This is a genomic window from Geodermatophilus obscurus (genome assembly GCF_900115395.1).
GTDB lineage: Bacteria > Actinomycetota > Actinomycetes > Mycobacteriales > Geodermatophilaceae > Geodermatophilus > Geodermatophilus obscurus_B.
In genome coordinates, this window is the sequence record NZ_FOWE01000004.1 from 420,540 (window position 1) to 436,190 (window position 15,651).

At 76.6% G+C, this 15,651-nt stretch carries 12 protein-coding genes; 2 read left to right on the forward strand and 10 right to left on the reverse strand.

Going from position 1 to position 15,651, the window contains the following annotated elements; genetic code table 11:
- Positions 1-202: 202 nt before the first annotated feature.
- From BM165_RS10545 to BM165_RS10585, 8 genes are all read right to left on the reverse strand, one after another.
- A complete protein-coding gene (locus BM165_RS10545) occupies positions 203-1,228 on the reverse strand; it encodes a sensor histidine kinase (RefSeq protein WP_244274165.1) in 1,026 nt (341 codons plus the stop codon).
- A 167-nt stretch (positions 1,229-1,395) separates the two neighbouring features.
- Positions 1,396-2,577 (reverse strand): PP2C family protein-serine/threonine phosphatase, encoded by a 1,182-nt coding sequence (locus BM165_RS10550; RefSeq protein WP_432276815.1) that lies wholly within the window; start codon positions 2,575-2,577, stop codon positions 1,396-1,398.
- A 298-nt stretch (positions 2,578-2,875) separates the two neighbouring features.
- Positions 2,876-3,790 (reverse strand): CPBP family intramembrane glutamic endopeptidase, encoded by a 915-nt coding sequence (locus BM165_RS10560; protein ID WP_075013449.1) that lies wholly within the window; start codon positions 3,788-3,790, stop codon positions 2,876-2,878.
- A 65-nt stretch (positions 3,791-3,855) separates the two neighbouring features.
- A complete protein-coding gene (locus BM165_RS26295; RefSeq protein ID WP_083427232.1) occupies positions 3,856-4,077 on the reverse strand; it encodes a thioredoxin family protein in 222 nt (73 codons plus the stop codon).
- Positions 4,078-4,114: 37 nt separating this feature from the next.
- Positions 4,115-5,029, reverse strand: a complete 915-nt coding sequence (locus BM165_RS10570) for a PhzF family phenazine biosynthesis protein (RefSeq protein ID WP_075013536.1) — start codon at positions 5,027-5,029, stop codon at positions 4,115-4,117.
- Positions 5,030-5,068: 39 nt separating this feature from the next.
- Positions 5,069-5,521 carry a nuclear transport factor 2 family protein gene (locus tag BM165_RS10575; protein WP_075013451.1) on the reverse strand — a complete coding sequence of 151 codons (453 nt, stop codon included), beginning with the start codon at positions 5,519-5,521 and terminating at the stop codon, positions 5,069-5,071.
- A gap of 85 nt (positions 5,522-5,606) precedes the next feature.
- Positions 5,607-5,948, reverse strand: coding sequence for a rhodanese-like domain-containing protein (locus BM165_RS10580; protein WP_075013452.1), 342 nt, complete (start codon positions 5,946-5,948; stop codon positions 5,607-5,609).
- Between the two features lie 50 nt (positions 5,949-5,998).
- A complete protein-coding gene (locus tag BM165_RS10585) occupies positions 5,999-6,625 on the reverse strand; it encodes an FMN-dependent NADH-azoreductase (RefSeq protein WP_075013453.1) in 627 nt (208 codons plus the stop codon).
- Positions 6,626-6,820: 195 nt separating this feature from the next.
- On the opposite strand from BM165_RS10585, the gene BM165_RS10590 reads away from it, so the two are divergent.
- Complete coding sequence (locus tag BM165_RS10590) at positions 6,821-9,841, forward strand: ATP-binding protein (RefSeq protein WP_075013454.1); 3,021 nt, start codon at positions 6,821-6,823, stop codon at positions 9,839-9,841.
- A gap of 21 nt (positions 9,842-9,862) precedes the next feature.
- Here BM165_RS10590 and BM165_RS10595 read toward each other — a convergent pair whose 3' ends face one another.
- The gene (locus BM165_RS10595) at positions 9,863-10,978 is read right to left on the reverse strand and encodes a glycosyltransferase family 4 protein (RefSeq protein WP_075013455.1); all 1,116 of its coding nucleotides are present in this window, start codon (positions 10,976-10,978) and stop codon (positions 9,863-9,865) included.
- The gene (locus tag BM165_RS24745) at positions 10,962-12,392 is read right to left on the reverse strand and encodes a lipopolysaccharide biosynthesis protein (RefSeq protein WP_177225164.1); all 1,431 of its coding nucleotides are present in this window, start codon (positions 12,390-12,392) and stop codon (positions 10,962-10,964) included. The genes BM165_RS10595 and BM165_RS24745 overlap by 17 nt, the downstream gene beginning before the upstream one ends.
- A 129-nt stretch (positions 12,393-12,521) precedes the next feature.
- Here BM165_RS24745 and BM165_RS10605 point away from each other — a divergent pair, with 129 nt between their 5' ends.
- Entirely contained in the window at positions 12,522-15,644 is a 3,123-nt protein-coding gene (locus BM165_RS10605; RefSeq protein WP_143108112.1) for an arabinosyltransferase domain-containing protein, read from the forward strand.
- The last annotated feature ends 7 nt before the right edge of the window (positions 15,645-15,651 follow it).

The following is a 15,651-nucleotide window of genomic DNA, read 5'->3' on the forward strand; positions in this document are numbered from 1 at the left end:
GCGACGGCCGTGACTGCGGGCGCGTCGGCGCGCTCCCGACGTCATCGCGTGGCGCCGCCCGAGGACGTCGGCGGGCGGCGAGTCGAGGAGGAGTGGGGACACCCCGGCGCCGGGGATCCGCCTGCCGCGGCACAGCGGCTGTGGGAGCGAGGCCGTGGGGATGGTCGGGTCCGACGCGGGCGGGGCCGGGTGGCGGACGTGCTCAGGTCCACCGGGTGACGAGCCGGACGCTGGAGCCGTGCGCGTCCCGGCGCAGCGCGACGTGGTCACACAGCTGCCGGGCCAGCCACAGTCCCATGCCACCGGCTGACAGGTCCTCGCCGTGCGCGGGCCCGTACCCGGCGAAAGGGTCGCTCGGGCCGCCACCGGAGTCACCGATGGTGCACACCAGCCTCCCCGGTGCCGTCCACAGCCGCAGGCTGACCGGACGGCGCCCGTGCCGGATCCCGTTCGACGCCATCTCGTCGACGGCCAGCAGGAAGTCCTCGATCTGGTCCTCCGGGCCGTCGACGGCGGACAGCAGCCTGCGGACGGCGCGTCGCAGACCGACGAAGTCGGTGACGTCGTCGACGGCGAAGGCGGGCGGGGTGTGCTCCAGCGGTTCCTCGGGCACCGGCAGTCCGGCCAGGTAGGCCGCTGGGTCGACGTAGCCGGGGTTGGCCGTGCGGCCGGCGGCGCTGACCGCATGGGGATGGGTCTGCCGGGCCGTGGTGAGCAGCGGCTCGGGCAGCGCGGTGCTGAAGATGCACAGCCCCCAGAGCGGCGAGGTCGCGAACGCGGAGTTGATCACGGCCTCGTAGCGCTGCCACTCGTGCCGGTCGGCAGCGGTGGCGCCGAAGTCGACCTCACCGACGACCCGGACCCGCCGGCCGGGGCTGGCCTGCTCGGCCAGCCCGCGGAAGGTGGTGATCGCGGTCGGCGTGCGGGAGCGGTACAGGGCGTTCCGGTCGAGGACCAGCACCAGCGGGTCCTCGTCGACCGCCTCGCGCAGGACGGCGGTGACGTCGGGGCCGGCGGCGATCACCGCGCCGTCACCGGCGGCGAGCCCCTCGAGCAGGAACGGGCCGGCGATGGCGGCCAGCTCCTCGGCGGAGTCGTAGAGCAGCGCGTCGTGCCGGAAGCCCGGCGCCGCACAGCCCACCGGATCGGCGCCGGTCGGGTCGGCGTGGCGTCCGCTGCTCCCCGTGGTCCCGAGGCCCAACGCGTCATCCCCCATCGTGCCGCTCACGCGGTCGTAACCCGTTACACGGTAGACGCCGTTCCAGTTCCGCTTCATCCGCCGACCGCGGCGCCGCACGCACACCGGCGCCGAGCGGGGGTTCCACCGCGCCCCGGGCCGGACCTGGCGGTCGGCCTGTCCGGAGGCCACACGGGCTCCCTGCTCGGTGCGGACGACTACAGCTGGAGCTGTTGCTCGTCGCCGGTGCGCCACTCCAGGACGACGATGCTGGCGTCGTCCTGCAGTTGGTCGGCCTGGTGGTCCAGCACCCGGCGCATCAGCCGCCGCACCGTCTCCGGTGCCGGGTCGCCGGTGGCCAGGGCGGAGCTGATGAAGTCGGCCAGCCGCTGCTCGCCGAAAAACTCCCCGGCCGGTGAGCGGGCCTCGGTGATGCCGTCGGTGTAGAGCAACAGCCGGTCACCGGGCTCCAGCCGGACCTCGCAGCAGGCCGGCTTGCCGTCCTGCAGGCCCAGCGGCCGCGCCGGCGGACAGGGCGGCGGAGCGATCAACGCGGTGCCGCGCAGGATCAGCGGCTCCGGGTGGCCGGCGTTGATCCACCGCAGCTGGCCGGTGGCGAGGTCCAGGCGGGCGATGACCGCGGTGGCGAACCGGCTGCCCGGGAACTGCCCGGCGATCGCGGCGTCGATCTCCGTGGCGATGTCGGGCAGGTCGAGCATGTTGCGCCGCGCGTGCCGGTAGGCGCTGATCGCCACGCTGGCCAGCACCGCCGCCGGGAGCCCGTGCCCGACCGCGTCGATGACCAGCAGGTCGGCGATGTCGCCGTTGACCGCGTAGTCGAAGGAGTCCCCGCCGACGTCGTAGGCGGGCTCGAGCCCCCCGGTGATGACCACCCGGTCGGTGCCGAACGTCAGTGGTGGCAGCAGCTCCCACTGCATCTCCGCGGCCAGGCTCAGCGCCTTGCGGCGCCGCAGCCGGGCGAACACGTCGCTGTAGGCGCCGTGGACGACCAGCAACTCGGCGACCAGGCTGACGAAGGCCCGGATCCGCGTCTCGTACTCCTCGTCCGGCGCCTCCCCCAGGGTCAGCTCCGCCACGCCGAGGCGCTCCACGCCGTTGAGAAGCGGCACCCACAGCCGCACCCCGCCGTCGGTCGAGGCCGACAGCACCTCGCCCCGGCGGAACGCCCGGCCGGCCAACGTGCCCTCGATCGGCACCCCGTGCCGCTCGGGGACGCCCCTCCCGGGCAGCGGCACGAGGGTGACCTGCTCGTAGTCGGCCAGGTACAGCACCGTCTCCGCGATCCCCAGCTCGCGCGCGTACGTGGCGACGGTGGCGCCGAGCTCGGCCGGCGAGAGCAGGTGTGCGGCCCGCAACAGCGAGCTCAGGGGGTCGGTCACCGAGCTCATCCGTTCATCGGCCGATCACGTCGATGTCAGCGTAGGTGCAGCTCGGCCGCCCTGCGGTGACCTCGGACGGTGTGGTCGACCACGTCGTCGCCGACCTGACCGGGATGGCCGTGCCCGGGGACCGGGACGTCGGTGGTCCGTGCCGGCCAGGGACCGCCCGCCCGTCGCCTGCACCGGACGGATCGCGTCGACGTCGACGAGTCGCAGCGCGGACGCGGCGACGGACCCTGCCGCCAGCGGTCCTGGACCACCCGGGTGCACGAGGGCATCGACCGGATCCGCCGGCTGGTCATCGCCCGCGGTGGGCTGCGCCAGGACGACCGGCCCGCTGCCGTCCCGCGCGGCGGCGGGCCCGCAGTGCCGCCGCGGCGGCCGCGGTGAGCAGGACGGCGGCGAGGACCGCCAGGGGGAGCGGGGCGCCACCGGAGAGGAGGCGGTCGACCAGGTCGTCCTCGGCGGTGGAGGCGTTGAACAGCGCGTGCAGGACGGCGACGGCGAGCACGCTGCCACCGGTCCCGGCCAGGACCACACCGGCCAGGACCCGCACGAGCAGCCCGAGGACCAGCAGCAGGCCCACGGCGGAGGCGACGGAGGCGACCGTGACCTCCCCGGTGAGCTGCAGCGGCACGTGGATGCCGGCGAAGGCCACGGCCGTCAGCCCCGCCGCCGTCCCGGGGCCGTGGCGTCGCTGCAGGCGGGTCTGCAGGAACCCGGCCCAGACGGTCTCCTCCCACAGGTTGACCAGGAGCAGCGCGGTGCCGATCGACACCACGGCGTCGAGGAGCACCGCCGCGGCGCCGTCGACGGTCGGGGTCCGGCCGGAGGCGAGCCCGACGGCGAGCGTGGTGACCGGCAGGCCGAGGACCACCGCGGCCCACCAGCCGGCTCCGAACCGCCACTGCAGGGCCCGGGCCAGCAGCGCCCGGACGCCGGGCCGGCCGTCGACGACGGCGGTCACGCCGAGGGCCGCCGGGAGCATGACCAGCAGCAGGGCGGCCAGGACGAACGGCTCGACCGGGAGCGCCCCGCCCGGGAGCACCCCGTGCGCGGACAGCGCCGGTACGGCCAGGACGGGCCAGCCGGCGGCGAAGACGAGCACGGTGAACGCGGTGAGCGGCCGCCGGGCAACCCACCGCCGGAGCCGTCTGGGAGCGGGTGGCCGGTGGGCCGGCCCGGGCAGCGGTGACGTCGTCTCAACGGTCATGGTCCCTCCTCTGTCGTCGGGTGGATGCGGGGCCGAGGCTGCTGCGGTGCGCTGTCGCCGACCTGTCACGCCGGTGACGGGTCGCGTGGGCTCGGCGCGCGGAGGCTGGCCCGAGGTGGGGCTCCGGGGCCTGCACGATCGAGCGGGTCCCGGTCGACGTCGAGGGTCAGCACCCGCAGCCGGTGGGACCCGTCCGCGGCGATCTCCCGCAGGACCGGCTCGACCATCCGGCGCGGCGGGCACCACGCGGCCGTGACGTCGACCAGCACGGGGACGCGGCTGGACAGGACGTCCTCGGCTGGTGGGGAGACGGGGCGGGTGAGCTCACGGACGGGGACCGGAGCGGCCGGCTCCGCCGTCCGGGAGGGCGACGGCGCTCCCGGTCACGCGGATGCCGCTCGCGGGGTCCTGCGGGACGTCGACGGTCAGCCGGCTCGGCCGGCCCATGTCCGCGCCCTGCAGCACGGTGACGGTGGCCGGGGGCGTCACCAGGCCCTGCTCGCGCAGGAGGCCGCCGAGCGCGGCGGCGGCCGCACCGGTGGCCGGGTCCTCCACCACACCGCCGGGCGGGAACGGGTTGCGCGCGTGGAAGGTCAGGGCGTCCTCCCGCCAGACCAGTGCGACGGTCGTCCACCCCCGGCGGGCCATCAGCGCACCGAGGGCGTCCCCGTCGTAGTCGAGTGCGGCCAGCCGTGCCCTCGTCACCGAGGCGAGGACCGGGTGCCAGGCGCCCGCGTAGGCCACCCGGGCCGGCAGCGCGGGGTCGAGGTCGTCCTCGGACCAGCGCAGGGCGGCCAGGAGGTCGCGGCGGTCGTCCGTCCCGAGCGGGGCCGACCTCGGTGGGACGCTGGTCAGCGTCGCCTGCCACGACCCGTCATCGGCCCGGCCGGTGACCACCTCGACCGGCCCGGCGGCGGTGGCGTACGTCAGGCGACCGGGTCCGTGGCGCTCGGCGTGGGCGACCGCGGAGGCGATCGTGGCGTGGCCGCAGAAGCTGACCTCGGCCCGGGGGCTGAAGTACCGGACGTCGACGCGGTCGCCGCGGGGCACGAGGAACGCGGTCTCGGAGTAGCCCACGTCGGCGGCGGTCGCGAGCATCTCGGCGGGCGTCATCCCGGCGGCGTCCAGGACGACGCCGGCCGGGTTGCCGCCGCGCGGGTCGGTGCTGAAGGCGGTGTAGCGCAGGACCTCGGCGGCGGCGGTCCGGCCGGTCGCGGTCCGGTTCTCGGGGGAGGGCATCGCGGGCTCCACGGGGTGAGGGAGACGGTCCCCGGCCGGTCAGGACGGGCCGGGGCGGGCTGTCGGGGACCGATCCGGCGGTGCGGTCTCCTGGTGGAACTCGATCCAGTACTCGGTGATGCGGCCGTCCTGCACGACGTAGCCGGCGCGGCCGTGCTCGACGACGGTCCGGCCCCGGTCCGGCCCCTGCGCGGCGACGCCGGTCTGCCGCCAGGTGGCCTCCACCGGTCCGCCGGTGCCGGCGACGTCGAGCACCTCGAACACCCAGGGGCCGACGGCCCCCAGCATGTCGCGCACGTGGGCCACGTACTCCTCAGGGGTGCGCTCCACCACGGCGGAGACCGCCCCGGGTCGTCCCTGGTGCGCCCGGACCCGGGGGGCGAGGTAGCGGCGGGCACGGTCGAGGCGCCGCCCGGAGCGGACGTCGCGCAGGAAGCCGCGGACCACGTCCTCCGCGGCGGGCGGGCCGGCGGGTGCGGCGGGGGTGGACACGGCGGTCTCCTCGGGCAGGGACACCGGCTGCCCGGCCGGAGCGGGGACACGGCCCCGGCCGGGCAGCGGGTCAGTGGGCGGCGGGTCAGTGGGCAGCGAGGGGGGCCGACTCGACCGGCAGGCCGGCCTCGACCCAGTCCTGGATGCCCTCGCGGTACCTGCGGACGTCGGTGTAGCCGAGCGCCTCCAGCCGGGCGGCGACGGCGTGCGAGTTGGGGCAGGCCGCGTTCGAGCAGTAGGTGACGACGGTGGCGTCGCGGTCGGGCAGCAGCGCCGGGGCGACCCGGTCGACGTCGTCCTGGACGAGGTTGAGCGCCCCGGGCAGGTGCTGCTGGGCCCAGTACGCCTCCGGCAGTGCGTCCACGACGGTGACGCGCCCGGCGGTGATCGCCGCGGCGAGCTCCTCGCGGGAGATGAGTGCGGTCATGACGGCTCCTCGGGAGTGGTGCGGACCGGGCGCCGGACGGCGCCCGGGGATCAGAACTTCGCCGCGAGGCGGCGGGCGGCCTCGTGCGCGCGGAGCCGGTCGGCCGCGGCGTCGGCGGTGGCCAGGTCCGGGCGGAAGGCGACCTCCTCGACGTCGGGGACGCCTGCCCAGGCGAGCCAGTCGCGCAGGTAGGGAGCCTGGAAGTCCGAGCCGAAGGCCGGTCCGCGACCGGGGCCGTAGACGGCACTGGTGAGGACCAGGGCGGCCTTCTTGCCGCGCAGCAGGCCGGTGTAGCCGGAGACCGGGTCGAAGCCGAAGACCATCCCGGGCTGGCTGACCACGTCGATGAACTGCTTGAGGACGTAGGGGATGCCGGCGTTCCACATCGGCACGCTGAACAGGTACCGGTCGTAGGAGTCGAACCGGCGGAACGTCGCGACGGCCCGCGACCACGCCTCGGCGGCGGCCCCCTGGGGCTCCTCACCGGCGAAGACGGCCATCTTCGCGGCCGCGGCGGCCGGCCCGAAGTCCGGCAGGGTGCCGTCCCAGAGGTCGAGGGTGTCGACGTCGTCGAGCGGGTTGTGCTCGCGGTAGGTGTCGAGGAACGTCGCCGCCAGGGCCAGCGACTCGGACCGGGGCCCACGCGGTGACGAGGAGACGTGCAGCAGTCGGGACATCGGGACTCCTGGGATCGGCCGCGGCCCTGCGCCGCGTCTGGTCCGACCCTCGGGTCCGGCCCTGTCGCGTTCCTGTCGTGCGGCTGTCACGGCCGTGCTCCGCCGCGACCGGCGGCCGTGCGGGTCCGGATCGGCGTCCGTGCCGGGTAGCTTCGCGCCGCTGCTGTCATCCGTGTGTCGAGGGAGCGCCGGCCGGTGGACATCCTGGTGCTGGGCCCGCTCGAGGTCCGGCGTGACGGGCGGCCGGCCCCGGTGCGCCGCGGCCGGCCCCGGCGGTTGCTGCTGTCGCTGCTGCTGCGCCGGGGGGACCCGGTGCCGCAGGAGACGCTCATCGACCAGCTGTGGCAGGACGCCCCGCCGGTCGACGCCGACAACGCCCTGCACGTCCTCGTCTCCTACCTGCGCCGGACGATCGCCGGCGCGGAGCTGCGGATCGACCGCGCGCCCACCGGCTACCGCCTCGTCGTCGACCCCGACCGCGTCGACGCGTACCGGTTCGAGGACCTGGTCCGGCGGGCGGCGTCGGCGGAAGACGACCCGGCCGGCCGGTTGAGCGCGGCGTCGCAGGCGCTGGCGCTGTGGCGGGGGCCGGCGCTGGCCGAGGCCGCCGAGGACGCCTTCGCCGAGGCGGCCATCGCCCGGCTCGACGAGCTCCGGGTGCAGGCGGAGGAGCTCCGGATCGAGGCCGTGCTCGACCTCGGCCGCCACGACGAGGCGCTGCCCGACCTGGCCCGGCTGGTCCGGGAGCACCCCTTCCGGGAACGGCTGCACGCCCAGGCCGCGCTCGCGCTGTACCGGGCGGGGCGGCAGGCAGAGGCGCTCGCGGCGCTGGACCGGGCGCGGTCGGCACTGGTGGAGGAACTCGGCCTCGACCCGGGCCCCCGGCTGCAGGAGCTCGAACGGCGGATCCTGCGCCAGGACCCCGAGCTGGACGCCGTGCCGCCGCCGTCCACACCGGCGCCGGCGGCGGCGCCGTCCCCGGCGGCACCCGCCCCGGCGAACCCGGACGCGCCGGGGGTGCCGGTCGCGCTCACGCCCCTGGTGGGGCGCGGGGAACAGGTGGCCGCGGTGCGGGAGGCGCTCGGTGCCCACCGGCTCCTGACGCTGGCCGGACCCGGGGGAGCGGGCAAGACCCGGCTCGCCGCGGAGGCCGTGCGCCCGCCGGACCCGGAGCGCTCGGTGTGGTGGGCCGACCTGGGTGCCGTCCCCCCGGGGTCCGGCGTCGAGGCCGCCGTCGCCGCGGCCGTCGGTACGGGCCTCGCCTCGGCCGACGACGCCGTGGCCGAGCTGCGGCGCTGGATCGGCGACCGGGCGGCCGTGCTCGTCCTGGACACGGTCGAGCACGTCGTGGACGCGGCCGGCCGGCTGGCCGTCGCCCTCGTCGCGGGGTGTCCGGGGCTGCGGGTGCTCGCCACCGGTCGCCGGCCGCTCGGGGTGCCCGGTGAGCTGGTGCGTCCCGTCTCCGGGCTCCCGGTCCCCGGTCCCGAGGAGACGGCGCTGCCGGTCATCGAGGCCTCGCCCGCGGTCCGGCTGTTCCGCGACCGGGCCGCCGCCGTCCGCCCGGGCTTCGTCCTCGACCGGGCGAACGCCGCCGACGTCGCCACGGTGTGCCGGCTGGTCGACGGCCTGCCCCTGGCCATCGAGCTCGCCGCCGGTCACGCGGCGGCGCTGAGCCCGCGCACGATCGCCGGGCTCCTCGAGGACCGCCTGCGACTGCTGGGGGACGGCGGCCGACCGCGGGGCCGGCACGCCGGGCTGCGGGCGGCCATCGACTGGAGCTACGGCCTGCTGTCCGGGGACGAGGCGCGCTTTCTCGACCGGCTGTCGGTCTTCGCCGGGACGTTCCCCCTGGAGGCCGGGGTCGGGGTCGCCGGCCCCGGGCTGTCGACGGACGGGCTCCAGCTGCTGCTCAGCCTCGTCCGCCAGTCACTGGTGTCGGTGGCCGGCGAGGACCACTTCCGGCTGCTGGACACCGTCCGGGCCTACGCCACCGACCGGCTGTCGTCCGACCCCGGCGAGGCGCAGGACGCGGCCGACCGGCACGCCCGCTGGTACGCGGGGTTCGCCGAGGACGCCGACCAGTACATCCGGGGCGCCGAGCAGGCCGGCTGGCTGGCCGGGCTCCGCGACGCCCGCGCCGACCTCCGCGCGGCGATGCGGCACTGCCTGCACGGTCCCCGGCCGCAGCCGGCCCTGGGTGCGCGCCTGGTGTGCTCGCTGTCCTGGTTCTGGTCCCACGAGGGGTCCTTCGCCGAGGCGCGGACCTGGATCGCCGCGGCCCGGGACGCCGGCCCGCACGACCCGCGGACCGATGCGTGGCTGCACCTGGCCGCCGGGATGCACGCCGAGTCCGTCGGGGACCTGCGCGTGGCGGAGCGCGAGTGCACGCAGGCGGCAGCCGGTTTCGCCGCGACCGGCGACGTCCGGGGGGAGGCGCGCAGCCTCCTGCACCTGGGTACCGCCGCCTGGGCGCTGGGGCGGCTCGACGAGGCTGCCGCCGCCCAGGACCGGTCGGTCGGGCTGTTCCGGTCCGCGCGGCACGACGGCGGCGTGGGCCTCGCCCTGGTGCTCCGGGCGCGGACCGCCCTCGACCAGGAGGACCCGGGGCTCGCCCGGGAGCTGCTCCTCGAGGCCCGGTACGTCCTGCGCCGGGTGGGGGACCCCCACCTGGTCGGGCTGTGCCTGGACCAGCACGCGCGCACCTGCCTGGCCGACGGCGCGGTCGAGGAGGCGGCCCCGCTGGCCCGGGAGGGCCTCGCGGTCTTCGAGTCGGTGGGCTACCCCGAGGGGGTGACGGCGTCCCTGCAGACGCTGGGGGAGGTGCACCTCGCCCTCGGGCAGCCGGCGACGGCCACGACGCCGTTGCTCCGGGCGATCCGCACCGCACTGGACCTCGGGCACACCGCCGCCGTCGCCGAGGGCCTGGAGCTGCTCGCCGAGGCCACCCTCCCCACCGACGCCGCCGGTGCCGCGGCGCTCCTCGGCCACGCCGACACCCTGCGCGCGGACGGCCGGCTGCCGAGGCGGGAGCTGCAGCAGCGGCGGGTCGACCGGTGGGCGCCCCGACTCCGCCGGGAGCTGGGGGACCGCCACCCGGCACTGGTCCGGGGCCGGTCGGAGGCCACCGAGGACCTGCTGGACCGGGTCGGCAGCACGGCCGCGGCGGCACGGCCCGGCCGCGAGCCCGGCCACGGGTCCGGCCCGGGAGACGGGTGAGCGCCCGCCTCCCGGCCGGGCTCAGCGCGCGGTGTCGGTGACCAGCCGCTCGTAGGCGTCGAGGACGGTCTCCAGGCCGTACCGCTCCCGGGCGCGCGCCGCGCCGGTCGCCCGGTCGGGCGGTTCGGCGGCCAGCCGGCGCAGCCCCTCGGCGATGGCGCCGGCGTCCTTCCGCGCCACCACGACCCCGAACCCGGTCTCCTGCACCGGCGTCCGCACGCCCGGCAGGTCGCTGGCCAGGGCCGGCACCCCGGCCATCATCGCCTCGACCTGCACGATGCCGAACGCCTCGAAGGCGTTGATCGAGGGCAGGGCGAACACGTCGAGCGAGGCGTAGAGGTCGGCGATGTCCTCGTCGGGCAGGAAGCCGAGCAGCCGCATGCGCGGGTCGGCGTCGACCAGGCCGCGGATCTCGCCGACCACCGAGCCGCCGGCCACGTTGGCGAAGTCGCCGCCGATCAGCAGCCGGTCGTCCGGCCCGGCGAACTCCTGGAAGCCGCGCACCAGGTACTGCAGCCCCTTCTCCTCGACGATCCGGCCGAGGAACCCGACGTGCAGGCCCCCGCCGTCGCGGAAGCGCGGGGACCCGGCCGGGCGCTGGTGGCACGGCGGCGGGATGACGACGGTGCGCCCCGCCATGGCCGGCCACAGGCGGCTGTGCCGGGCGTAGTCGTCGCTGGTGACGACGACGGCGTCGGCGCGGCCCAGCGCCCGGCGGCTGGAGACGTCGATGCCCGTGCGCTGCACCGCGTTCACCAGCCCGCTCGGGAGGCTGACGTCGCAGTGGTAGGTCGGCACCAGGGGCGAGTGGCAGCGGGCGGCGACCAGGCCGGCCTCCAGCATCGGCAGGTGCAGGTTGGTCACCCCCGCCGTCCGGCTGGCAGCGACCAGGCGGGGCACGAAGGCGGGGCTGATCACGCCCTTGCCGAGCCGCGCCACCACGGGGGTCCGCTCCACCTCGACGCCGTCGACCACCTCGGCCGCGGGCAGGGCGGGGTCGTGCCGGCTGGTCACCACCTTGACCCGCATGCCGCGCCGGACGAGGCCGACCGCGACGTCGCGGGCGACGTTGGTCAGCCCGCTGACGTACGGCGCGTAGTAGTTGACGCCGATCAGGACGTCATGCGTGCGGGGCATGGCGGGGTTCCTCCCGGAGGGACGGCGGCCGGGCGGCCGGCTGCCCGGGACCGCCCTGACCGGACCACAGCAGCGACCCGGCCGCCACCAGGAGGGCCACCCCGGAGCCGACGGTGAAGGCGGCCGCGCACCGCAGCACCAGGTCGGGGACGACGGCGAGGGTCACCGCGCCGGCGGCCAGGCCGGCGAGCCAGACGACGGCGACCCGGCGGTGCCGCGCGGCCGCCACCAGGGCCTGGCTGGCCAGCAGCAGGCCCAGGTGCAGGACGCTGCCGACGGCGAGCAGGGCGATCTCCCCGCCCGCGAGGGCGTAGCGCGACCCGAAGACGAGGGAGACCACCGCGGGACCGAGCAGCCACCCGCCCGCGGCCGCGAGGACCGCCAGCCCGCCGACGAGCGCGGCACCCCGGACGACGAGGCCGCGCAGCCGGGCGGCGTCGCCCTCGGTCTGCAGCCGGGTCAGCAGCGGGATCAGGGCGCTCTGCAGCGGCACCGCCACGAACAGCGGCAACCGGACCAGGGTGAAGGAGGCGACGAAGCGGGCCGCCGCGGCGTCCTGGCCGGGCCCGGCGAGGACGGTGACCAGCACCGGCGCGCCGTTGAGCAGCACCTGCGCGGCCAGTGAGCCGGTGAGCAGGTGGCCGATGGCGCCGGCGAGGTCGCGGGCGGGCGGGTCGTCGGCCTGCCGGGGCCGCGCGGAGGACCGGCGGCGCAGCAGCACCCAGCCGAGCAGCGGCAGGTGCGCCAGCGCCATGGCGGCGACCAGGGTCCAGGCGTAGCCGGCACCCCCGGCGGAGGGCACGAGGAGCGTCAGGCCCAGGGCGAACAGCACCCGCAGGCCAGAGTCGGCCAGCAGCACGGCGCCGTGCAGCCCCAGCCGGCCGGTCCCCAGCAGCAGCCCCCGCAGCAGGAACTGCCCGGCCGAGACGACGCAGACCGCGAGCAGGGCCAGCAGGAAGCCGGTCTCCCCGCCGAGGGCCGGCACGAGCCGGGTCGAGGCCAGCAGGACGACCGCCGTCGTGGCCACGGTCAGGACGGCGAGGCACGCGAGCGCCCCGCGGGGCAGGGGAGCGCCGGGCGGGCGCAGGTGCACCCGGCGGGCCAGCTCGAGCTCGATCGGCTGGAAGGCGCCGAAGCCGACGACGATCGCGAGGGACCAGTAGGAGCCGAACCAGCCGTAGTCCTCGACCGGCACCGACCGCGCGACCAGGGCCAGGTACAGATAGGTGAAGACGCCGGACCCGACGACGGCGACGGCGACGCCGCCCAGTCCCAGCACGCCGCGGCCGGTGGCGGCGGGCGCCGGGACGGTGGCGGGACCGGTGCCGGGGTCCCCGACCCGTGCCACCGCCGGGGTCGCCTCCGGGCTCACCGCCGGGCTCGTGGCCTGGTCCGAGGCCGCCCGCTTCCGCACTCTGGCACGGTAACCGGGGAGCGCCCCCGCCGGTCGCAGGTGTGAGGGACCAGCGCGTCACATCCGGGGACACCGCCGCGCCGGTGTTCACTGATACAGCGAGACACCGTTCCAGTACGAGGAGTGACAGTGACACGATCCGGGATCGCCTCCCGCCCGGTCGGGACGCCGCCCCGGCCGGTGGAGCCGCCACGCCGCCGGCCCCGGTGGACCCGCTTCGCGCTGGTCGCGGCGGTGGTCGCGGTGCTCGCCACGGTGCTCCTGCCGGTCGCCCCGGTGGAGATGGAACGCCCCGTCGTCACCTGGCCGCAGTCGGCGTCCGCGCCGGTCTCGACGATGCTGCAGCTGACCGCCCAGACGCCGCTGGAGATCGACGCACGCTTCAGCTGCGCCGCGGCGCGTGTGGCGGACGGGACGGACGGGGGTGTGGTCCTCGCCACGATCAGCCCCGACCAGCCCGCCGCCGGGCTGCAGGGGCTGCTCGTCACCGCCACCGACGGCACGCTCGACGTCACCGCCGACGACCGGGCACTGGTCTCCGGTGCCCCGATCAACGGCGACTGCCTCTACACCGTCACCGGGGACGCCGCGGGGCTGACCGTCGCCCGCGACGGCGTCCCGGTGGCGCAGGGCGAGCCCGGCATGCTGCCGGCCGTCGACGTGCTGGCCACCTCGATCGACGCCCTCTCGGCGGGCGCGGGGGAGCAGCTGTCGGTGGAGCTCGTCGTCGACGACCAGTTCGCGACCTCGCCGTCGCCGCTGAAGTGGGTGCTCATCGCCCTGGTGGTCGTCGGCGCGGTGCTCGCGCTGGCGTTCCTGGTCGCCGAGGACCGCGCCGCCGGGCGCCGCCGCGTCCGCGAGCGCCGGACGGGGGGCCGCTTCTCCGTCGTCGACCTCGTCGTACCGGCGGTGATGCTGTCCTGGGTGTTCCTCGCCCCGATGTCCGACGACGACGGCTACTACGCGGCGATGGCCCGCAGCGCGGCCGACGAGGGCATGGTCGGGAACTACTACCAGCTGCTCAACCAGAACTTCACGCCGTTCACCTGGTTCTACCGCGTGCTCGGGGAGTGGCAGGTGCTCGGCGACAGCGCGGTGGTGCAGCGCATCCCGGCACTGGTCACCGGCCTGCTCACCTGGTGGGCCCTGCGCTGGTACACGACCCGGCCCGGCGCGCTGCCGGCCGTCCTGGAGCGCTCGCGGCGCGGCCGGGGCAGCCTGCAGGTGGTCCTCGCCCTCGCCGTCCTGGCGTGGTGGCTGCCCTACGGCATGGGGGTGCGCCCCGAGGCCGCGGTCGGGTTCCTGGCCACCGCGACGCTGCTCGCGGTGTCGGCCGGCATCCGGCAGCGCCGCCTGGCCCCGCTCGGGCTCGCCGCGTTCACCGCCGCCCTCGGGATGGTGGCCCACCCGACCGGCTTCGTCGCCCTCGCGCCGCTGCTGGTGGGGCTGCCGGCGATCGTCGGGATCGTGCGCGAGGGCGTCCCCGCCGCGGCGGGGTGGCTACGCGGCCTCGCGGTGCTCGCGCCCGGGGCGGTCGCCGGCGTGGCCGCCTTCGGGGACGGCACGCTCAACGACTTCCTGCGCGGCCAGGAGATCTTCCTGTCCGTCCAGGAGCAGAACGACTGGTTCGACGAGTACCAGCGCTGGAACTTCCTCTTCTCGCCGATCGCGATGGGCTCCTACGCCAAGCGGGCCGCGGTGGTGCTCGGCGTCGCCTCGCTGCTGTGGTTCGCCGTGATCGCCGCCGCCTCGCGGTCGCGCCGCACGCTGAGCCCCCAGCTGGTCCTCGCCGGGCAGAGCCTGGCCGCGGCGCTGCTGCTGCTGTGGATCACCCCGAGCAAGTGGACGCACCACTTCGGCGCGCTCTCCGGCCTGGGCCCGGCGTTCCTCGCGCTGTTCCTCACCTCGCTGCCGGTGCTGGTGCGCACGCTCCCCGGCCGGCGGCCCGGGCCGCTGGCCGCGGTCCCCGCGATCGGCACCGTGGTGGTCGTCGCGTCGGTGTCCCTGCACGGGCCCAACTCGTGGGCGTACTCGTGGCTGCAGGGCGTGCCGCACGCGAACGTTCCGCCGTTCGTCTCCCGGTTCACCCTCGACAGCCCGCTGCTGTGGCTCGCCGGCGCCCTCGCCGTCGTGCTGCTGGTGCGTCTCGCCGGCCGCCGGGCGGGCCTGCCCCGCCGCCGGCCGTGGCTGACCGCGGTCCCGCTGGTCGCGTCGGTGTTCCTCGCCACGACGGTCGTCCACCTGCTCGGCAGCTTCGCCCTCGCCGCCGTGCGCACCCTGGACACCTACTCGCCGTGGGCCGACGCGCTCACCGACCCGCTGGCCCGGGAGGGCGGCGCGGCCCGGGCGATCGACGTCCTCGACGTCGAGTCGGCCCGCGCGCTGACCCCGTCGGGCGGGGGCTCCGGTGACCCGGACGTCTTCGCGCCGGGGAGCGGGTGGTACCCGCCGAGCCCGCCACCGACCCCGGTGGGCGACGGCCCGGCGACCTACGCCTGGGGGAGCCTCGACGGCCAGACCGACGGCGGGGCCGTCGGCTCGTTCACCTCGCCGTGGTTCGACCTGCCCGCCGACCTCGCCGACGGCGAGCAACTGGCCGTGCTGGTCGCCGGCAAGCTCGACGGCGAGGGCAACCGCCTGACCGTCGAGTACGGCCGGTCCACCGGCACCGGAGAGCCGGCGGTCGTCTCCGCCACCGAGCTCGAGGACGGCGCCCAGTCGGCGATCTGGCGCACCCAGCGCCTCGACGCCGCGGCCGCCCGCGACGCCGGGGCCGACCTCGTCCGGCTGGTCGCGCTCGACGGGACCACCACGGGGCCGGGCTGGCTGGCGTTCACCGGCCCGTCGGTGGTGCCCGTGGTGCCGCTGAGCGCCTACACCCCGGCCGACGCCCCCGTCGCCGTGGCCTGGCAGTTCTCCTGGCTGTTCCCCGAGGAGCGGCAGCTCGACATCAGCAGCGGCATCACCGAGCCCATGCAGTACGCGGTGATGCTGGGGACCCAGGGCGTGGCCGGCGTCGACGACAACACCTGGCAGCTCTTCCGCGGCGGCCTGTTCGCGCCGGCGCCGCGCTCGTCGTCGATGACGCTGGTGGGCGGCACGTTCCGGGACTTCCCGGCCATCACCGACGTCCAGGTGTTCCGGGTGGTCGCGCCGTACGCGCCGGCCGCCTACGACGTCGAGACGGCGACCGACACCCGCTGGGGCTGGCAGGGGCCGGAGGAGGCCCGCTGGCCCTACCCGAGGATCTGAGTCGGTG